11 protein-coding genes and 1 rRNA gene are annotated in these 16,352 nt (G+C 62.2%); 3 read left to right on the forward strand and 9 right to left on the reverse strand.

The features are described 5' to 3' along the window. Positions 1–161 precede the first annotated feature (161 nt). Positions 162–276: ribosomal RNA gene (gene rrf, locus BR71_RS17910) — 5S ribosomal RNA — on the forward strand. A gap of 96 nt (positions 277–372) precedes the next feature. Here rrf and BR71_RS17915 read toward each other — a convergent pair. After that, positions 373–816: a GNAT family N-acetyltransferase gene (locus BR71_RS17915; RefSeq protein ID WP_043640773.1), complete on the reverse strand. Its 444-nt coding sequence runs from the start codon at positions 814–816 to the stop codon at positions 373–375. A 120-nt stretch (positions 817–936) separates the two neighbouring features. Then, positions 937–4,386 carry a DNA polymerase III subunit alpha gene (gene dnaE, locus BR71_RS17920; protein ID WP_043640776.1) on the reverse strand — a complete coding sequence of 1,150 codons (3,450 nt, stop codon included), beginning with the start codon at positions 4,384–4,386 and terminating at the stop codon, positions 937–939. Between the two features lie 110 nt (positions 4,387–4,496). Here dnaE and BR71_RS17925 point away from each other — a divergent pair, with 110 nt between their 5' ends. Continuing rightward, positions 4,497–5,105, forward strand: coding sequence for a flavin reductase family protein (locus BR71_RS17925; protein WP_043640779.1), 609 nt, complete (start codon positions 4,497–4,499; stop codon positions 5,103–5,105). On the opposite strand, the gene BR71_RS17930 is transcribed toward BR71_RS17925, so the two are convergent. The 7 genes from BR71_RS17930 to BR71_RS17960 all read right to left on the reverse strand — a co-directional run bounded on the left by BR71_RS17930 (position 5,080) and on the right by BR71_RS17960 (position 13,748). After that, entirely contained in the window at positions 5,080–6,003 is a 924-nt protein-coding gene (locus BR71_RS17930) for a VirK/YbjX family protein (protein WP_052370786.1), read from the reverse strand. The two genes, BR71_RS17925 and BR71_RS17930, sit on opposite strands and share 26 nt — an antisense overlap. 119 nt (positions 6,004–6,122) lie before the next feature. Next, positions 6,123–7,826, reverse strand: a complete 1,704-nt coding sequence (locus tag BR71_RS17935; protein ID WP_156039033.1) for an ArnT family glycosyltransferase — start codon at positions 7,824–7,826, stop codon at positions 6,123–6,125. A 176-nt stretch (positions 7,827–8,002) separates the two neighbouring features. Continuing rightward, the gene (locus tag BR71_RS17940) at positions 8,003–8,257 is read right to left on the reverse strand and encodes a PhaM family polyhydroxyalkanoate granule multifunctional regulatory protein (protein WP_019102797.1); all 255 of its coding nucleotides are present in this window, start codon (positions 8,255–8,257) and stop codon (positions 8,003–8,005) included. A 79-nt stretch (positions 8,258–8,336) separates the two neighbouring features. Then, positions 8,337–10,613 (reverse strand): NADP-dependent malic enzyme, encoded by a 2,277-nt coding sequence (locus BR71_RS17945; RefSeq protein ID WP_043640783.1) that lies wholly within the window; start codon positions 10,611–10,613, stop codon positions 8,337–8,339. Positions 10,614–10,767: 154 nt separating this feature from the next. Continuing rightward, positions 10,768–12,096: a TRAP transporter large permease gene (locus tag BR71_RS17950; protein ID WP_043640786.1), complete on the reverse strand. Its 1,329-nt coding sequence runs from the start codon at positions 12,094–12,096 to the stop codon at positions 10,768–10,770. Continuing rightward, a complete protein-coding gene (locus tag BR71_RS17955; RefSeq protein ID WP_043640789.1) occupies positions 12,093–12,683 on the reverse strand; it encodes a TRAP transporter small permease in 591 nt (196 codons plus the stop codon). Before BR71_RS17955 ends, BR71_RS17950 begins: the two co-directional genes overlap by 4 nt. Positions 12,684–12,743: 60 nt before the next feature. Further along, the gene (locus tag BR71_RS17960; RefSeq protein WP_043640792.1) at positions 12,744–13,748 is read right to left on the reverse strand and encodes a TRAP transporter substrate-binding protein; all 1,005 of its coding nucleotides are present in this window, start codon (positions 13,746–13,748) and stop codon (positions 12,744–12,746) included. A 249-nt stretch (positions 13,749–13,997) separates the two neighbouring features. On the opposite strand from BR71_RS17960, the gene BR71_RS17965 reads away from it, so the two are divergent. Beyond that, on the forward strand, positions 13,998–16,244 hold the full coding sequence (locus BR71_RS17965; RefSeq protein ID WP_156039034.1) for a PAS domain S-box protein: 2,247 nt from the start codon (positions 13,998–14,000) through the stop codon (positions 16,242–16,244). Positions 16,245–16,352 lie beyond the last annotated feature (108 nt).

Below are 16,352 nucleotides of genomic sequence, written 5' to 3' on the forward strand. Positions count from 1 at the left end.
TAAGCTAACCGATACTAATTGCTCGTGAGGCTTGATCCTATCATTTGAGTGGCTTGGGAGACTGAGCGACGAAGTGTGGATGTGCGACACAATTGAATACCGAATATATGTGGGCTGATCAAAGATCAGCCCAGGCTTCTTCTAGTTTGTACCAGTTTATGTCTGGTGGCCATAGCGAGGTGGTCCCACGCCTTCCCATCCCGAACAGGACCGTGAAACGCCTTAGCGCCGATGATAGTGTGGCATTCGCCATGTGAAAGTAGGACACCGCCAGACGCCCGATTGCGAAGCCCAGCTCAGACGAGCTGGGCTTTTGCATTGGTGTTCAGATTTTGCCAAGCCCCCCATGGGAGGCTTTCGTGCGTCTGGAAGCTAGAAATCCACGCGCATGACCAAGCGTGGATCGTTGTGGCCGAAGTAATGAGGCTGATGTTCGATAACGGAGAAGCCCTGGTTTTGGTACAGCCTGACCGCGGAGTTGTCGGGATGCACGGTCAACTTCGCGTGCTTGGCCTGACGAGTCCGCAGCGCTTGCAGCAGGGCTTGCAGCAGTTGCTTGCCTAGGCCCTGTCCGCGGCAATGCTCATGGACCGCCAGCGACATAATCCAGAACTCTCCTTGCCCGCTGCCTGGAGCGCCGATGATGTAGCCGCCCAGTTCTCCGTCTTGAGCGCCTGGCGCGACGAAGAATAGGTCCGGCCACAGGTCGTGAGCCTGGCGGAAGAAAAAGTCCGGGTAGACGTGATGACCGAATACCGCTTGTTCGATCTGGAAGACCGGGGCGATGTCTTGGAGTTGCGCCGGGCGTGCCGTCATCTGAAAACATCCTTTTGCGTGTGCGTTTGAGCGGGGAAGCCTACTGTAATGTCCGGCGCTTGCAAAGGCGCGGAACAAGAAAAAAGCCGCGCTGGGCGCGGCTTGCAGAAAGCGGAGCGGTTACCACATCACTTTGACTTTGTCGTTGCCCAGCCAGTCCTGCAGCGCCAGCAAGAGGCCGTCGTCCAAGCGGACGCCCCAGGGCGGCGGCAGCATCAGATCGCCGCTGGCCGCGCCGTTGTTGTAATGGATGCGCACTGGGCAGCCGGCATCCTCGCTACGGAACGGATGCAGCTGGGACTTGAGCTTGCTGACGTCCACCTTGCCGGCCAGTTTCAGCGACAGGCTGCGTGCGTAACGGCTGCGCGCCTCGCCCAATTCATAGACTTTATCGGCGATGATGCGCAGGCCGCCGGAGAAGTTGTCCTCGCTTACCTTGCCTTCTATCACCAGCACCACGTCGTCTTTCAACCGGCTGCGGTTGGCTTCGAAGCTTTCAGCGAATAGGCTGACTTCCAGCTTGGCGCTGCCGTCATCCAACTGGACGAAGGCCATTTTGCCGCGGTTGCCCACTTTGACCCGGATGCCAGTGACGAAACCGGCCAGGAGTTGCGGCTCTTTGCGCGGGCTGAGCCGGGACAGCGGGGTTTTGATGAAGCCGCGAATTTCCTTGGCGTACGCGGCGAAGGGATGGCCTGACAGATAGAAGCCGATGGCCAGCTTTTCCTCCGCCAGTTTGACGGCGTCGCTCCACGGCTTGATTTCCACCATTTCCACACTGGGGGCGACATCGTCGCCGAACATGTCGAACAGGCCGCCCTGATTGGCGTTGGCGTGTTCTTGCTCGGCGGCGTTCATCGCCAGGCCGACATTGCCGAACAGCTTGGCCCGGTTGGGTTCGATGCTGTCGAAGGCGCCGGCGCGGATCAGCGCCTCGATCACGCGCTTGTTGACGATTTTTTTATCGGTGCGGCGGCAGAAGTCGAACAGGTCCTTGAACGGGCCGGACTCCGTGCGCACCGCGACGATGTGGTCGACGGCCGCTTCGCCGGTGCCTTTGATCGCGCCCAAGGCGTAGCGGATGTGTTTGCGGTCCACCGGCACGAAGCGGTAGTAGCTCTGGTTGACGTCCGGCGGCAGGAAGATCAGGCCGTTTTTGCTGTCCACGCTGTCGTCGTAGAACACCTTGAGCTGGTCGGTGTTGTCCAATTCAGAGGACATGGTGGCCGCCATGAAGGCCGCGGTGTGATGGGCCTTGAGCCAGGCGGTCTGGTAGGACACCACGGCGTAGGCGGCGGTGTGCGACTTGTTGAAGCCGTACTCGGCGAACTTGGCCATCAGGTCGAACAGCATCTCGGCCAACTTGGGATCGTAGCCCTTGGTGGCCGCGCCCTGGGCGATCTTGCCGCGGTGTTCGGCCATTTCCTCGGGCTTTTTCTTGCCCATCGCGCGCCGCAGCATGTCGGCGCCGCCCAGGGTGTAGCCGCCGATGATCTGCGAAATCTGCATCACCTGCTCTTGATACACGATCACGCCGTAAGTCGGATCCAGGCAGGCCTGCAGGTCCGGGTGGTAGTAGTCGACCTCTTGCTTGCCGGCCTTGCGCAGGATGAAGTCGTCCACCATGCCGGAGCCGAGCGGGCCGGGTCGATACAGGGCCAGCACAGCGATGATGTCTTCGAAACGGTCTGGCTTCAGTTTTTCCAGCAGCCGTTTCATGCCGTCCGATTCAAGCTGGAATACGGCGGTAGTGTTGGCCTGTTGCAGTACTTTGTAGGCGGCGGGGTCGGTGAACTCGAGCAGGTTGAGATCGGTGTCGAAACTTGGGTCCAGGTTTTTGATGTAGTTGACCGCCAGTTCGATAATGGTCAGGTTGCGCAGGCCCAGGAAGTCGAACTTCACCAGCCCCACTTTTTCCACATCGTCCTTGTCCAGCATCGATACCGGCACCGCGCCGTCGGCGCTGGCTTGGTACATCGGGCAGAAATCGGTGATCTTGCCCGGCGCGATCAAGACGCCGCCGGCGTGCATGCCGATGTTGCGGGTCAGGCCTTCCAACTTCTTGGCCAGTTCCCAAAGCTCGCGCAGCTCTTCCTCGTTTTCCAGTCGCTCGCGCAGCACCGGCTCCATTTCCACTGCGTCGTCCAGCGAATACTGCTTGCCGGGCGCGGCCGGAATCAGCTTGGATACGCCGTCGCAGAACATATAGGGCAGGTCCAGCACCCGGCCGACGTCGCGCACCACCGCCTTGGCGGCCATGGTGCCGAAGGTGGCGATTTGCGATACCGCCTCGGCGCCGTATTTCTGGCGCACGTACTCGATCACGCGATAGCGGTTGTCTTGGCAGAAGTCGATGTCGAAGTCGGGCATCGATACCCGCTCGGGGTTGAGGAAGCGTTCGAACAGCAGCGCGTAGGCTAGCGGATCGATATCGGTGATGCCTATGCTGTAGGCCACCAGCGAACCGGCGCCGGAGCCGCGGCCCGGCCCCACCGGGCAGCCATTGTTTTTTGCCCAGTTGATGAAGTCGGCAACGATCAGGAAGTAGCCGGGGAAGCCCATCTGGATGATGGTGTCGCACTCGATCTTCAAACGCTCATCGTAACGCGGCCGCTCTTGGGCGCGGACTTCCGGGTCGGGGTAGAGCTTGGCCAGCCGTTCTTCCAGGCCTTCCTGGGACAGGTGCACCAGGTAGTCGTCCAGCGTCATGCCGTCCGGGGTGGGGAATTGAGGCAGGTAGTTTTTGCCCAGTTGCACGCTGATATTGCAGCGGCGGGCGATTTCCACTGAGTTTTCCAGCGCTTCTGGAATGTCGGCGAAGCGCTCCAGCATCTGGTCAGTGGACAGGAAGTATTGGTTTTCCTCGAAGCTGCGCGGCCGGCGCTTGTCGCCCAGGGTGAAGCCCTCGGCGATGCAGACGCGGGCCTCGTGGGCCTTGAAATCGTCCGGGTCCATAAACTGGATCGGGTGGGTGGCCACTACCGGCAGGCCGATCTCGCCGGCCAGCCACAGCGAGGCTTGTACCGCGTTTTCCACCTGCGGGTTGTCCAGGCGTTGCAGTTCCAGGTAGAAATTGTCCGGGAAGCAGCGTTCCCAATATTCGGCGCGGCGGCGCGCTTCGTCGCGCTGGCCCATCAGCAAGGCTTGGCCAACGTCGCCCAGGTGAGCGCCGGATAAGCAGATTAGGCCGCTGTTGTCGCCGTTTTCCAGCCAGGCGCGCTTGAGCTCGGCACGGCCGCGGTACTGGTTGTGGGTATAGGCGTCGGCCAGCAGTTCGCACAAGCGCCCGTAGCCCTGGCGGTTCTTGACCGTCAGCATCAGGCGATAAGGCTTATCGCGGTCTTCCTCGTTTTCCAGCCAGACATCGCAGGACACGATGGGCTTGATGCCTTTGTCCCGGCAGCCCTTGTAGAACTTGACCATGCCGAAGATGTTCATCAGATCGGACATGCCCACCGCGGGCATATTGTCCTTGATGGCGCGCTTGATGGCGTCATCCAGGCGCACGATGCCGTCGGTGATGGAGAACTCCGAGTGGAGGCGCAGATGGATAAAACGAGGTGAGTTCATCACGCCATTTTACCTGCCGAGCGGTTGCGACACCATCGCCGGGCGCATTTGACGCGCTAGTATTTTGCTGCTTTGCAGCATTAGAATGATGGCATCAGAGAGGAGTCTATATGGACTGCGACATCAAGATGCTGCCACCCGAAGCGGTGTATCCCTTGCTGGTGGGCAGCGTGCTGCCCCGGCCCATTGCCTGGGTCAGCACCCAGGATTTGCGGGGCGTGGCCAACTTGGCGCCGTTTTCCTTTTTCACCGTGGCCAGCGTGAAGCCGCCGGTGCTGGCGCTGAGCATTCTGACACCGGCCGACGGCGGGGTGAAGGACACCTTGGCCAATATTCGAGCTACCGGGGAGTTTGTGGTTAACGTGGTGCCGGAACGCTTGGCGGAAGAGATGAATCTGAGCTGTGGCCCTTACGCGCCGGATGTGGACGAGTTCGATCTGGCCGGCGTAGCCAAGGCGCGCAGCCGGCAGGTGAGGGCTCCGGGTGTGGAGCAGGCGCCGCTTCGCTTCGAGTGCGTGTTGACCCAGTGCCTGGCCTTGGGCGATGGCGCGGGCGCCGGCAACTTAGTGTTGGGCGAGGTGCGTCACGTGCATGTGGCGGATGAGGCGTGGCGCGATGGCCGCGTGGCGGGAGAGGTCCTGGCCTTGGTGGGCAAATTGGGCGGCGACGACTTCAGTCGCGCCGAGCCCGCCTTCAGTTTGCGGCGGCCGGGAGCGTGACGGCTCGGCGGCTTTGGTTGGTGAGTTCGTCCAGCAGAGCGTAGCGTCGTTGATATTCCGCGCGCTTCTTGCTGGCGATCTCGGTCAGGGGCTTGCGCGGCAACTGCAGCGGCAGGCTGAAGAAACGTTTGCAAGCAGTGGGCTGGGCATCGAAGGTGTCCCAGAAGCTATCGTAATCGGCGAAGAATTCACGACGATAGCGCCAAGAGCTGTAGATATGCTGCCATTTGCTGACCGCCAGTACCTGGCTGGCGCCTATCTCCCGAGCCAGCGCGATCAAGGCCTCCACCGCCAAGCGCTTGGGAAACAGCCCATGGCTTTGCTTGGTCAGCTGGTGCACGGCTTCCGCGCCATGGGGTTTGCGCGGGCCTTGCAGGCCGCCGATGATGATGGCGGTTTCGCCCTGACGGCGGGTGATGGTGAAAGTCAGCGTGGCGATGGCGACCCGCTTTTCCGAGCAGATTTGCAAGGACAGCTCGCCCTCTTTGTCGAAGCTATGACGGTGCGTCAGCACTGCCGTGATCCCGGCGTCGTTTTTGCCGAGCAACTCGGCCAGCGTCAGGCCAGCGTCGCTGAGCAGATCGTGGTAGGCGGCGGGAGACACACGCTCGGCCAGCGTCTGATAGTGTTCGCGCAGGGCGGCTAGTTTGCCGCTTGGGCCAAGAGAACGGTACAAGTAGGGGCGATGCAGCTTGCAGGCCAGTCTAGGATTGGCTTGCAGGTGGCGGCGCAGCGCGGGTTGGCCCCAGCTGTCCAGCCAGCGCAACGTCCATGGCAGGGTCAGCAGTCCGCGCAGCGCGAATTTACAGCGGTTCTTCCCTTCGTCGAATCCGTCCTCGCGGGAGAAGCGCCCGCTGGCCAAGGACCAGAACAAATCCACCGCGTTCAGCGCCGACATACCATAACCTCAAGAAAAAAGGGTTAAGGCTACGTTATCCCGGCACTGTGATTGTTAAGGAATATTGGGCAAAATGTGACTGATTGTGACAATTTTCCAATAAATTAAATACGTTGTAATTATTTTGTCGCGCCCAATAGCTGGCCCAGCGGCCGCTCCAGCCGATAAAGGCGGAAGCGTTCCTTTGAGTCGCCCGGGCGCTGGAAGCTTGCTATCGGCGTTAGGCCGGTCAGGTAGGGCGGCAATTGGTCATGCAGGGACTGGACCAGCAGCCAGCGGCAGTTTTTGGCCTGCGGTGTGCTTTCCAGCCGCTGAGTGCGGTAGTCGGCGTAGTAGTCCAGCAAGGCTCGTTGGGGCTCGCCGAGGCCGATGCTGGCGACGCATTCGCCCTGCCGGTCGATATCGGCGAGGACGGGGCGGAGCGGAGCGAAGGTTTCGCGATAGCGCATGCCGTGATCCAGCGCCGGCAGCCACAATGTGGCTAGGCCCCCCCACAACAGCACGATGGTGAGGCTCCAGCGCCAGGCAAAGCCGGGAGCGGTGTTTGATGGGAAACGTCGCCATAGGGAAGCCACGCCACCGGCAATCAGGCTGAAGGCCAGCCAGGTCCACGGGTACCATTGGGGGTGCCAGTCGGTGAATTTACGCTGCAGAAGGTAGCGGGCGAATTGCGCGGGTTCGCCGGTGGAGAGCACCCAGGCGACAACCAGCACGATGGCTCCCAGCGTCAGGCAGAGCAGCAGGTTGAAGCCGGACAGCGCGCGCCAGGCGCGGTGGGCTTCGCCGGCGCGCAAGCCAGAGATGGCCAACAGCGCCAGCGGTAGCAGCAGGGGCATCGCATATAGTTCGCGAGCGTCGCCCGCCAACGACAGGACCGTCAGCGTCACTAGCCAGAGCAGGGCCGGCGCGGCGGGCCAGGCGCGGGTCCATTGCCGGCGGCCGCGCCAAAGCCCCCACAAGGCCAGTGGCAACACCGGAATGCCGTACCAGGGCAGAGTGCGGCCGTAGAAGAGCCGCGGTGCCTTGGGGCCCAAGTGGGCGCTGCCGTCGAAGCGGCCGAAATTGTTCACTTTGAACCAGAGTTGGAACAAGGCGGGATCGCGCAAGTACAGGTTTAAGCCCCACAGCGCGGTCAGCGGCAAGCCGATGAGCGCGGCAAGCAGCAGGCCGCCGGCGTAACGGCGGCTGCGGTAATCGGGGTGCAGCGGCAGCAGCAAGGCGGCCAGGCCCAGGCAGCCGGGCCCCAGCAGGCCCTTGCTCAAGAAAGCGACGGCTCCGCCCAGGCCCAGCAGCGCCCCGCCCAGCCAGGCGCGCCGGCGCAGCAGCACCAATCCGGCCAGGCCCCAGGCGATGCCGGCCAGCAAGGCGGTGTCGGTGATCATTTGGTGGGCGCGCATCGGCAGGCCCAGGCACCCCAACAGCAACAAGGCGCCCCAGGGCGCGGCGCGCCGGCCATACAAGGCCCCGGCGGAGACGGCGGTGCCGGCCAGAGCCAGCGCCATCCAGCCGCCGGCGGCCAAGCGGGCGGCGTCCGGGGCGCTGAGCCAGCCGCTGAACAATTGCATGGTGAAGGCGGCGCTGATGAAGAATAGCGGCGGCTTTTCCATGAAGGGTTCGCCGGCCAGCGTCGGTACGATCCAGTCGCCGGTCTCTGCGATATGGCGGATCAGGCCAAAGGTATAGGCTTCGTCCGGCTTCCAAGGCTCATGGCCTACCAAGCCGGGCAACAGCCAGGCGACAGCAATGATCAAGAACAGCCAAGCGGGGATGGACGGCAGACCGGAGTCGGCGGGCTGCTCGGCGGGTGGAGTGGAAAAACGCATGGAGTCCGCGGAAAATTCGTTGTTATGGGAAAGGGGAGGGCACGCCATCCCGCTCATCACGATAATGCGTAGCGGCCACGGGCTTCTGCCAGGAAGGTCCGCGGCCGGAGGGTAGAGTGTAGCGTTGTTTGCGCTTCAAGCAAACTTGAGCTCGGCCGCGTGGGAACCGTGCGGCCTCAATTGTGCGGTGGGTCTTTCGGCCGCATCGAGTGCAGCGCGGACTTCTGCATTTCCAGGGCTTTGATCTGCATGCTCAACATGCCCATATTCATGGTCAGCCAGCTTTCCACCACGCGCAATTCCGCCAGCTTGCGGTCTATTTCTTCCTCGCTCATCGGCGGCAGGAACGGTTGCATGCCCGGCGGGGTGGCGGTTTGCCAGAACTGGCGGAACAGGGCGAAGGGATCGTTGGGATTGAATTCGTTGCTCATGAGCTGCTCCCTCGGCGAAGAAAAAACGGGCAAGCCGTGCTTGCCCGTTCAGTATATGCCTTTAAATCCAGGCCGACGCTTACTTGCTGTTCTGCGCGTCCACGGCGGCCAGGGCCACCATGTTGACGATGCGGCGAACCGAGGCGATCGGGGTCAGGATGTGAGCCGACTTGCTCATGCCCATCAGGATGGGGCCGATGGTGACGCCGTCGGAGGCGGAGACGCGCAACAGGTTGTAGCTGATGTTGGCGGCTTCCACATTCGGCATGATCAGCAGGTTGGCGGAACCTTTCAGCGTGCTGTCCGGCATCGCCTGGTTGCGGATGCTTTCCACCAGCGCGGCGTCGCCCTGCATCTCGCCGTCGATTTCCAGGTCCGGCTGCGCGGCGCGGATCTGGTCGAAGGCGGCGCGCATCTTCTGCGCCGACGCGCTGTTCAGCGTGCCGAAACTGGAGTTGGACAGCAGCGCGGCCTTGGGCGCAATGCCGAAGCGCTTGATCGATTCGCTGGCCATGCGGGTGATGCTGGCCAGTTGTTCTGCGCTCGGGTCGGCGTTGACGTAAGTGTCGGCGATGAAGATGTTGCCGGTGGGCAGGATCAGCGCGTTCATCGCGCCGGCCACTTTCTCCGGGTTGTTGTAGCCGAGCACGGTTTCAACGATGTCGAAGTGCTGACGATACGGCCCGTAGGTGCCGCAGATCATCGCGTCGGCGTCGCCGCGGCGCACCATCAGCGCGCCGATCAGCGTGGTATTGCCGATCACGCGGCGGCGAGCCTGCTCTTGGGACACGCCCTTGCGCTTGGTCAGCTGGTAGTACTCTTTCCAGTAGTCGGCGAAGCGCGGATCGGATTCGTTGTTGACGATCTCGAAGTCCTTGCCGGCCACCAGCTTCAGGCCCAGCTTCTGGATGCGCATGTCGATGACGCTGGGGCGACCGATCAGGATGGGCTTGGCCAGGCCTTGGGTGACGATTTCCTGAGTGGCGTGCAGTACGCGCTCGTCCTCGCCCTCGGCCAGCACCACGCGTTTCTGGTCTTTCTTGGCCTGGGCGAACACCGGCTTCATGAACAGATTGGTCTTGTACACGAATTGGGCCAGTTGATCGGCGTAGGCGTCGAAGTCCTGGATCGGGCGGGTTGCCACGCCGGAATCCATTGCGGCCTTGGCCACGGCGGGGGCGATCTTGACGATCAGGCGCGGATCGAACGGCTTCGGAATCACGTATTCCGGGCCGAAGGACAGCTCCTGGTCGCCGTAAGCGGTGGCCACCACGTCGTTCTGTTCCGCCAGCGCCAGGTCGGCGATCGCGCGCACGGTGGCCAGCTTCATCTCTTCATTGATGGTGGTGGCGCCCACATCCAGCGCGCCGCGGAAGATGAAGGGGAAGCACAGCACGTTGTTGACCTGGTTCGGGTAGTCCGAACGGCCGGTGCCGATGATGGCGTCCGGGCGAACCTCCTTCACCAGCGGCGGCAGGATTTCCGGCTCGGGATTGGCCATGGCCAGGATCAGCGGCGAGCGGGCCATGGATTTGACCATGTCCTGGGACACCAGCTTGGGACCGGACAGGCCCATGAAAATGTCGGCGCCGGTCATGGCGTCGGCGAGCTTGCGCTGGCCGTTGTCCTTGATCGCGTAGCGCTTCTTGGAGTCGTCCAGCTTCTCGTCGCGGCCTTCGTAGATCACGCCCTTGGAGTCGCAGACGGTGATGTTCTCGCGTTTCACGCCCAGGGCCACCAGCAGGTCCAGGCAGGCGATGGCGGCGGCGCCGGCGCCGGAAGCCACCACGCGCACTTGAGCGATGTCCTTCTCCACCAGGCGCAGGCTGTTCAGCACCGCGGCGGCGGCCACGATGGCGGTGCCGTGCTGGTCATCGTGGAACACCGGGATGTTCATGCGTTCGCGGCACTTCTTCTCGATATAGAAGCATTCCGGCGCCTTGATGTCTTCAAGGTTGATGCCGCCGAAGGTGGGTTCCAGCGAACAGATGATGTCCACCAGTTTGTCCGGGTCCAGTTCGTTGACTTCGATGTCGAACACGTCGATGCCGGCGAACTTCTTGAACAACACGCCCTTGCCTTCCATCACCGGCTTGCCGGCCAGCGCGCCGATATTGCCCAGGCCCAGCACGGCGGTGCCGTTGGAGATCACCGCGACCAGATTGCCGCGCGCGGTGTATTTGTAGGCGTTCAGCGGATCTTCCACGATGGCGTCGCAGGCGGCCGCCACTCCGGGGGAGTAGGCCAGGGCGAGGTCGCGTTGGGTGGTGAGAGGCTTGGTCGGGGCAACCTGGATTTTGCCCGGGTTGGGGTACTGGTGGTATTCCAGTGCGCTCTGGCGCAATTGCTCGTCCATTCTCTGGGACTCCTGAGGTTGATCTTTAGGTGGTTGGTTGGTGTAAGAGAGTGACTACACATTATACGGGCTTAACGGTGGACAGGGCTATCGTCTTGTCCGACAAAAAACGCGATGGCATCGGCCATCGCGTTTTCATGTCTGTCGGACGCTGCTAATTCAGCATGCCCAGCGCGCGCGGCAGCCACAGCGAGATTTCCGGCACATAGGTCACCGCTACGAGGAAGCCCAGCATGGTCAGCAGCCAGGGCCATACCGCCACCGTCAGTTCGGTGATGCCCATCTTGGTGATCCCGGACGCGACGTAAAGGTTCAATCCCACCGGCGGGTGGCACATGCCCACCTCCATGTTCACCGCGATCAGAATGCCGAAGTGGATGGGGTTGACGCCTAGTTTCACCGCCACCGGATAGAGGATGGGAGCCATGATCAGCACGATGGCCGACGGGTCCATGAAGTTGCCGGCGGCCAACAGCAGGATATTGGTCAGCAACAGGAAGGCCACAATGCCCAGACCCTGGCTGGTCATCCACGCCGCCATTGCCTGCGGAATCTGCTCGGACGCCAGCAGGAAGGAGAACAGTACCGCGTTGGTGATGATGTAGAGCAGCATCGAACTCATGGATGCGGCGTTCAGCAACACCTTGGGCACATCCTTCAGTCCCATGTCCTTGTAGACGAAGACCGCGATCACGAAGGCATACACCGCGGCCATCGCCGCCGCCTCGGTGGGCGTGAAGATGCCGCTGTAGATGCCGCCTATCACCAGCGCGATCAACAGCAGGCCCCAGACGCTGTCGCGGAAAGCCTGCCAACGCTCGCCCCAGCCGGCGCGGGGCAGGCGCGGGTAGTCGAACTTCTTGGCGCGGAACCAAGTGGTCAGGCCCAGCAGTAAGGACAGGCACAGACCGGGCAGCACCCCGGCCATGAACAACTGGCCCACCGAGGCGGTGCTGACGCTCATGCCGTTGGGGCCGGTGACATCCATGCCGGCGGTGGCGATGCTGTACATCACCAGGTTGATCGACGGCGGAAACAGAATGCCCAGCGCGCCGGAAGTGGTGATCACCCCCGCGCCGAAGCGTTGCGGATACCCTTGTTTGACCATGGCCGGCAGAATGATGGAGCCCACCGCCACCACGGTGGCCACAGATGAGCCGGTGATCGCAGCGAACAGCGCGCAGGACACCACGCCAGCCAGGCCCAGCCCGCCGTACCAGTGCCCCACCAGCGTGGTGGCGAAGCGGATCATGCGTTTGGCTACCCCGCCGTGCATCAGGAAGTTGCCGGCCAGGATGAAGAAGGGGATGGCCATGATCTCGAACTTCTCTATGCCGGTGAACAGCTTCAGGGCCACCGACGTGACCGGCACGTCCGTCATGGTGAACAGGAAGGTGAGCACCGTCAGGCCCAAGGAGATGGAGATCGGCATGCCGGTCAGCATCAGCAGCATCAGCAGGCCGAAAATGATCAACGCGCTCATGGGCGGCCTCCGTGATGCATATCGTGCGGGTGCATATTGTCCAGTTGCTCGTCGCCCTCAATGCCGTCCACATGGCCGTGGTCATGCTTGGGCAGCGAGCCGGTCCTGATGAAGTTCCAGGCCACTTGAAGGAAACGGAAGCACATCAAGGTGGAGCCGCAGGGAATGGCCAGGTAGACCAGCCACATCGGCGCTTCCAGATCCGGAGAGGTTTGATCGGTGTGGGCGATGTTCCAGACAAAATCCCCGCCCATGACGGCGACGGTGCCGGTAAACAGCGCGCCGGCCAGCAGGCCGAACACGATGAAGCGCCCGCGGCGCTTGTCGCTAAGCCGGTTGATCAGCAGATCGACGCCGACATGGATGCCGGTGCGCACGCCGTAAGCGGCGCCAAACTTGGCCATCCAGACAAATAGGTAAATGGTCAGCTCCTGCGCCCAGGACATATTGATGTGGGCGAGCAGGGGCTGCAGAGTGGCGATGCCCGAACCGTAGCGGTGCAGCACCGCGGTAAAGGTGATGAGGGTGGCGGCCCCCATCAGGCAGGCGATCATCCACTCCTCAAGGTGATCGAGGAATTTGAGCATGACTGTCTCCGCATGGAACAAGAGCATGCCTGGCGGGCATGCTCTTGAACCGGGCTGGCTTTATTTGGCCGGGTTGAAACCAGTTTCTTTATAGATCTGGTTTAGCAGATCCTGGCCAATGCGGCCGGCCATCTTGGCGTGAACCGGCGCCAGCGCCTTTTTGAAGGCGCTGCGTTCTTGCGGAGTGGGGGTGTAGATTTGAGTTTTGCCGGAAGCCTTGATGCCGGCCAGCGCGCGCTCGTTTTCCTTCTTGGCGATATCGTTGGCGTAAGTGGACGCATCGCGGATCGCGCTGTCCAGTTGGCCGCGCACATCGGCCGGCAAGCCGTCCCAGAACTTCTTGTTGACGATGACGGCGTAGCCCAGGAAGCCGTGTTGGGTCAGCGTCAGCTGCTTTTGCACCTCATAGGCCTTGCTGGTGTACAGATTGGACGCCTCCAGCTCGGTGCCGTCCACCACGCCAGTCTGCAGCGCCTGGTACACCTCGGAGAAAGCCATCACTTGCGGCAGCGCGCCCAGAGTGCGCATCTCTTCTTCCAGCACCTTGGACGACTGAATGCGAATCTTCAGGCCCTTGAGGTCGGCAGGGGTGCGGATGGGCTTGTTGGCGGAGAAGTTCTTGAAGCCGTTGTCCCAATAAGCCAGGCCTTTGATGCCCTTGCTCTCCAGCTTGCCCAGCAATTGTTTGCCGATGGGGCCGTGCATCACCTTGTTGACCTGATCGTAGTTGTCGAACAGATAGGGCAGGTCGAATACCTCGAACTCCTTGACCCCCAGCGGGCCGAACTTGGCCAGGCTGGGTGCCAGCATCTGAACCGCGCCCAGTTGCAGCGCTTCCAGTTCTTCCTTGTCCTTGTACAACTGGCTGTTGGGATACACTTGCACCTTGACCTTGCCTTTGGTGCGCTCCTCCGCCAGTTTCTTGAAATATTCAGCGGCTTTGCCCTTGGGCGTGTCCGGGGAGACCACATGGCTGAATTTGATGAGGATTTCGCCGGCGGCATTGGCTACGCCGGATAAAGCGAACGCGGCGCAGAGGGCCACGGCGGCTGTCTTCAGTTTCATTCTCTATCTCCATCTCACTTGTTTGGTGTTATAGGGAATCAATCAACCCATTGGCATTTTATGACCGGCAAAAGAGATTTAGCCGGCGCCATGGCCGATTTTTCCTTATGCGCTGTCCTTGTGGACAGTCTGCTTGTTCCGTGTAAAGTAGAATTTCCTATTTCTTTCAACTATTAGGGACTTCCGCATTAGGGCTTTCCCTAGCATGTCATGCAGATAAAAACTTTATTGTCACGCCGTTCTTCCCGCATGCTCTGGCTCAGCGTCAGCGCCTTGCTATTGGCCCTGCTGTTGGCGCTGGGCAGCCTGTTCTATCTGGTGTACCGCGACTGGCGCGACGAGCAGCAAGACAACCTGATCCAGGAGGTGTTGTGGCTGGAGCAGTCCTTGCGCATGTATCTGGAAGGGCAGCAGGAATGGGCTGAAAACCTGGGCCGGGAAATCGAGAGCGGCAATATCGACAGTCAGCGTTTTGCTCGGCAAGCCGCGTTTTACCTGCGGGGCAACCCGGAACTGCTGAACATCCAGCAGGTAGACCTGGACGGCAAGGTGTTGCGCGACCAGCACGGCACCCGCCGCGACGGCAGCGTTCTGTCCGGCGAAACCTTCGACGCGTTGTGGCGCGCCAACCGATTGTTGCGCCCCAGCTACGGCGCGCCTTATCAGGGCAGCGACGGCAAATATCGTTTCGATCTGGCCGTGCCCATCGTCCACGACGGCAAGGCCCTGGGCGGGCTGCGGCTGTCCTACCAACTGGATTTACTGCTGTTCAACCAAGTGCCGTGGTGGATCGCCTCCAAGAACTACATCAGCATCCAGGACCTGAGCGGCAAAACCCTGGCCAGCAAGTTCGACCCGGCGGAGCGCCCCGGCACCATCTCCCACCAGACCAGCTTCGACCCGCCCGGCTACGGCCTCTACCTGCACGCGGTCAGCTACCGCGCCGGCCTGGGCCTGACCCTGCCGGTGTTGTCCGGCCTGATCGCGCTGCTGCTCAGCGCGCTGCTGTACGCCGCCTGGCGCATCCGCCGCCACGTGCGTGAGCGCGCGCACGCCGAGCAGGCGCTGGCCAAGGAAGTGTCGCTGCGCCAGGCGATAGAAGACTGCATGAAAAGCGGCCTGGTGGCCTTGGAGGACGAAGGGCGCATCGTGCGCGTCAACCGCGCCTTCTGCGACATGCTGGGCTTCAGCGCGGACGAACTGGTGGGCCAGGCGCCGCCCCATCCATTCTGGCCGGCGGACGACCACGAGGCCATGACCGCGGCGATCGCCGCGGTGCGAGACCATCGCCAGCCGGCGCAGGGCTTCGAACTGCGCTTTGCGCGCAAGGACGGCGAATTCATCGAAGTGCGGCTCTACGCCACCCCGCTGGTGGAGGCCGACGGCAGCCAGCGCGGCTGGATTGCCTCCTTGTTCGACATCACCGAACGCAAGCGACAGCGGTTGGCGCTCAACGCCTCCCACCAGCGCTTCCTCACCGTGCTCAACGGCCTGGTGGCCGGCGTGTGCGTGATGGAAGAAAGCGGCGGCCTGCTGCTGTACGCCAACCCCGCGTTTGCCCGGCTATGGCTGGCGGAAGAACCGGACGGCCCTTGCTGCGTGCTGCTGCCCGGCCTGCAGGACCAGCCAGAACAGGACGAATACGGCCTGGAATTCACCACCGACGGCGGCGGCAGCTGGTTCCAGATGCACCGCCGCCGCATAGACTGGGTGAATGGCGAATCCGCCTGGCTGGCCATTCTGGCCGACGTGAGCGAAGACAAGGCGCGCGAGGGGCGGGAGCTGGCGCAGCAGGAACGGCTGCAAAACACCTCGCGGCTGATCGCCATGGGCGAGATGGCCTCCTCGCTGGCGCACGAACTGAACCAGCCGCTGACCGCCATCAACACCTACGCCGCCGGCGTTAGCCGTCGGCTGCCGGCGGAACTGGAACTTCCCGCCGGCGTGCGCGAGGCGATCCAGGAAATCGCCGGGCAGGCCAAGCGCGCCGCCCAGATTGTCAGCAGCATCCGCGCCTTCGTCAAAAAACACGAGCCGCAATTGCAACGCGTGGAGCCGGGGCCGGTGGTGCTGCGCGCCGTCGGCCTGGCGGAAGGCCTGGCCGTCAAGGCCGGGATCAAGCTGCAGGTGGAGCAAGACCCGGCAGGCTGCCTGCTGGATATGGATCCGGTGCTGATTGAGCAAGTGCTGCTCAATCTGATGAAAAACGCCATCGAAGCGATGCAAGAAGCCCAGACCAAGCGGCCCAGGGTCAAGGTGCGCACCTCCATTGGCACCGCCTTCTGGCGGGTGGAAGTGGTGGACAACGGCCCCGGCCTGTCCGAGGCCATGAAAAGCAATCTGTTTACTCCGTTTTACTCCACCAAGCCGGAAGGCATGGGCATAGGCCTGAACATCTGCCGCTCCATCGTGGAATTCCACCGAGGCGAGTTTGGCGCCAACAGCACCGTGGCCGGCGGCTGCGCCTTCTGGTTCACCTTGCCGCTGGCCAAGTGAGGCCTTGAATCCGGCCGGGTGGAATGACAAGTGGCTGATGGGTCAGGTGAACGGCGGGCGCTTCAATAACTATTGTTTGTCATGAGGCCTGGACCGACACGCGTCGCC

The organism is Chromobacterium haemolyticum DSM 19808 (assembly GCF_000711885.1).
Taxonomy (GTDB): domain Bacteria; phylum Pseudomonadota; class Gammaproteobacteria; order Burkholderiales; family Chromobacteriaceae; genus Chromobacterium; species Chromobacterium haemolyticum.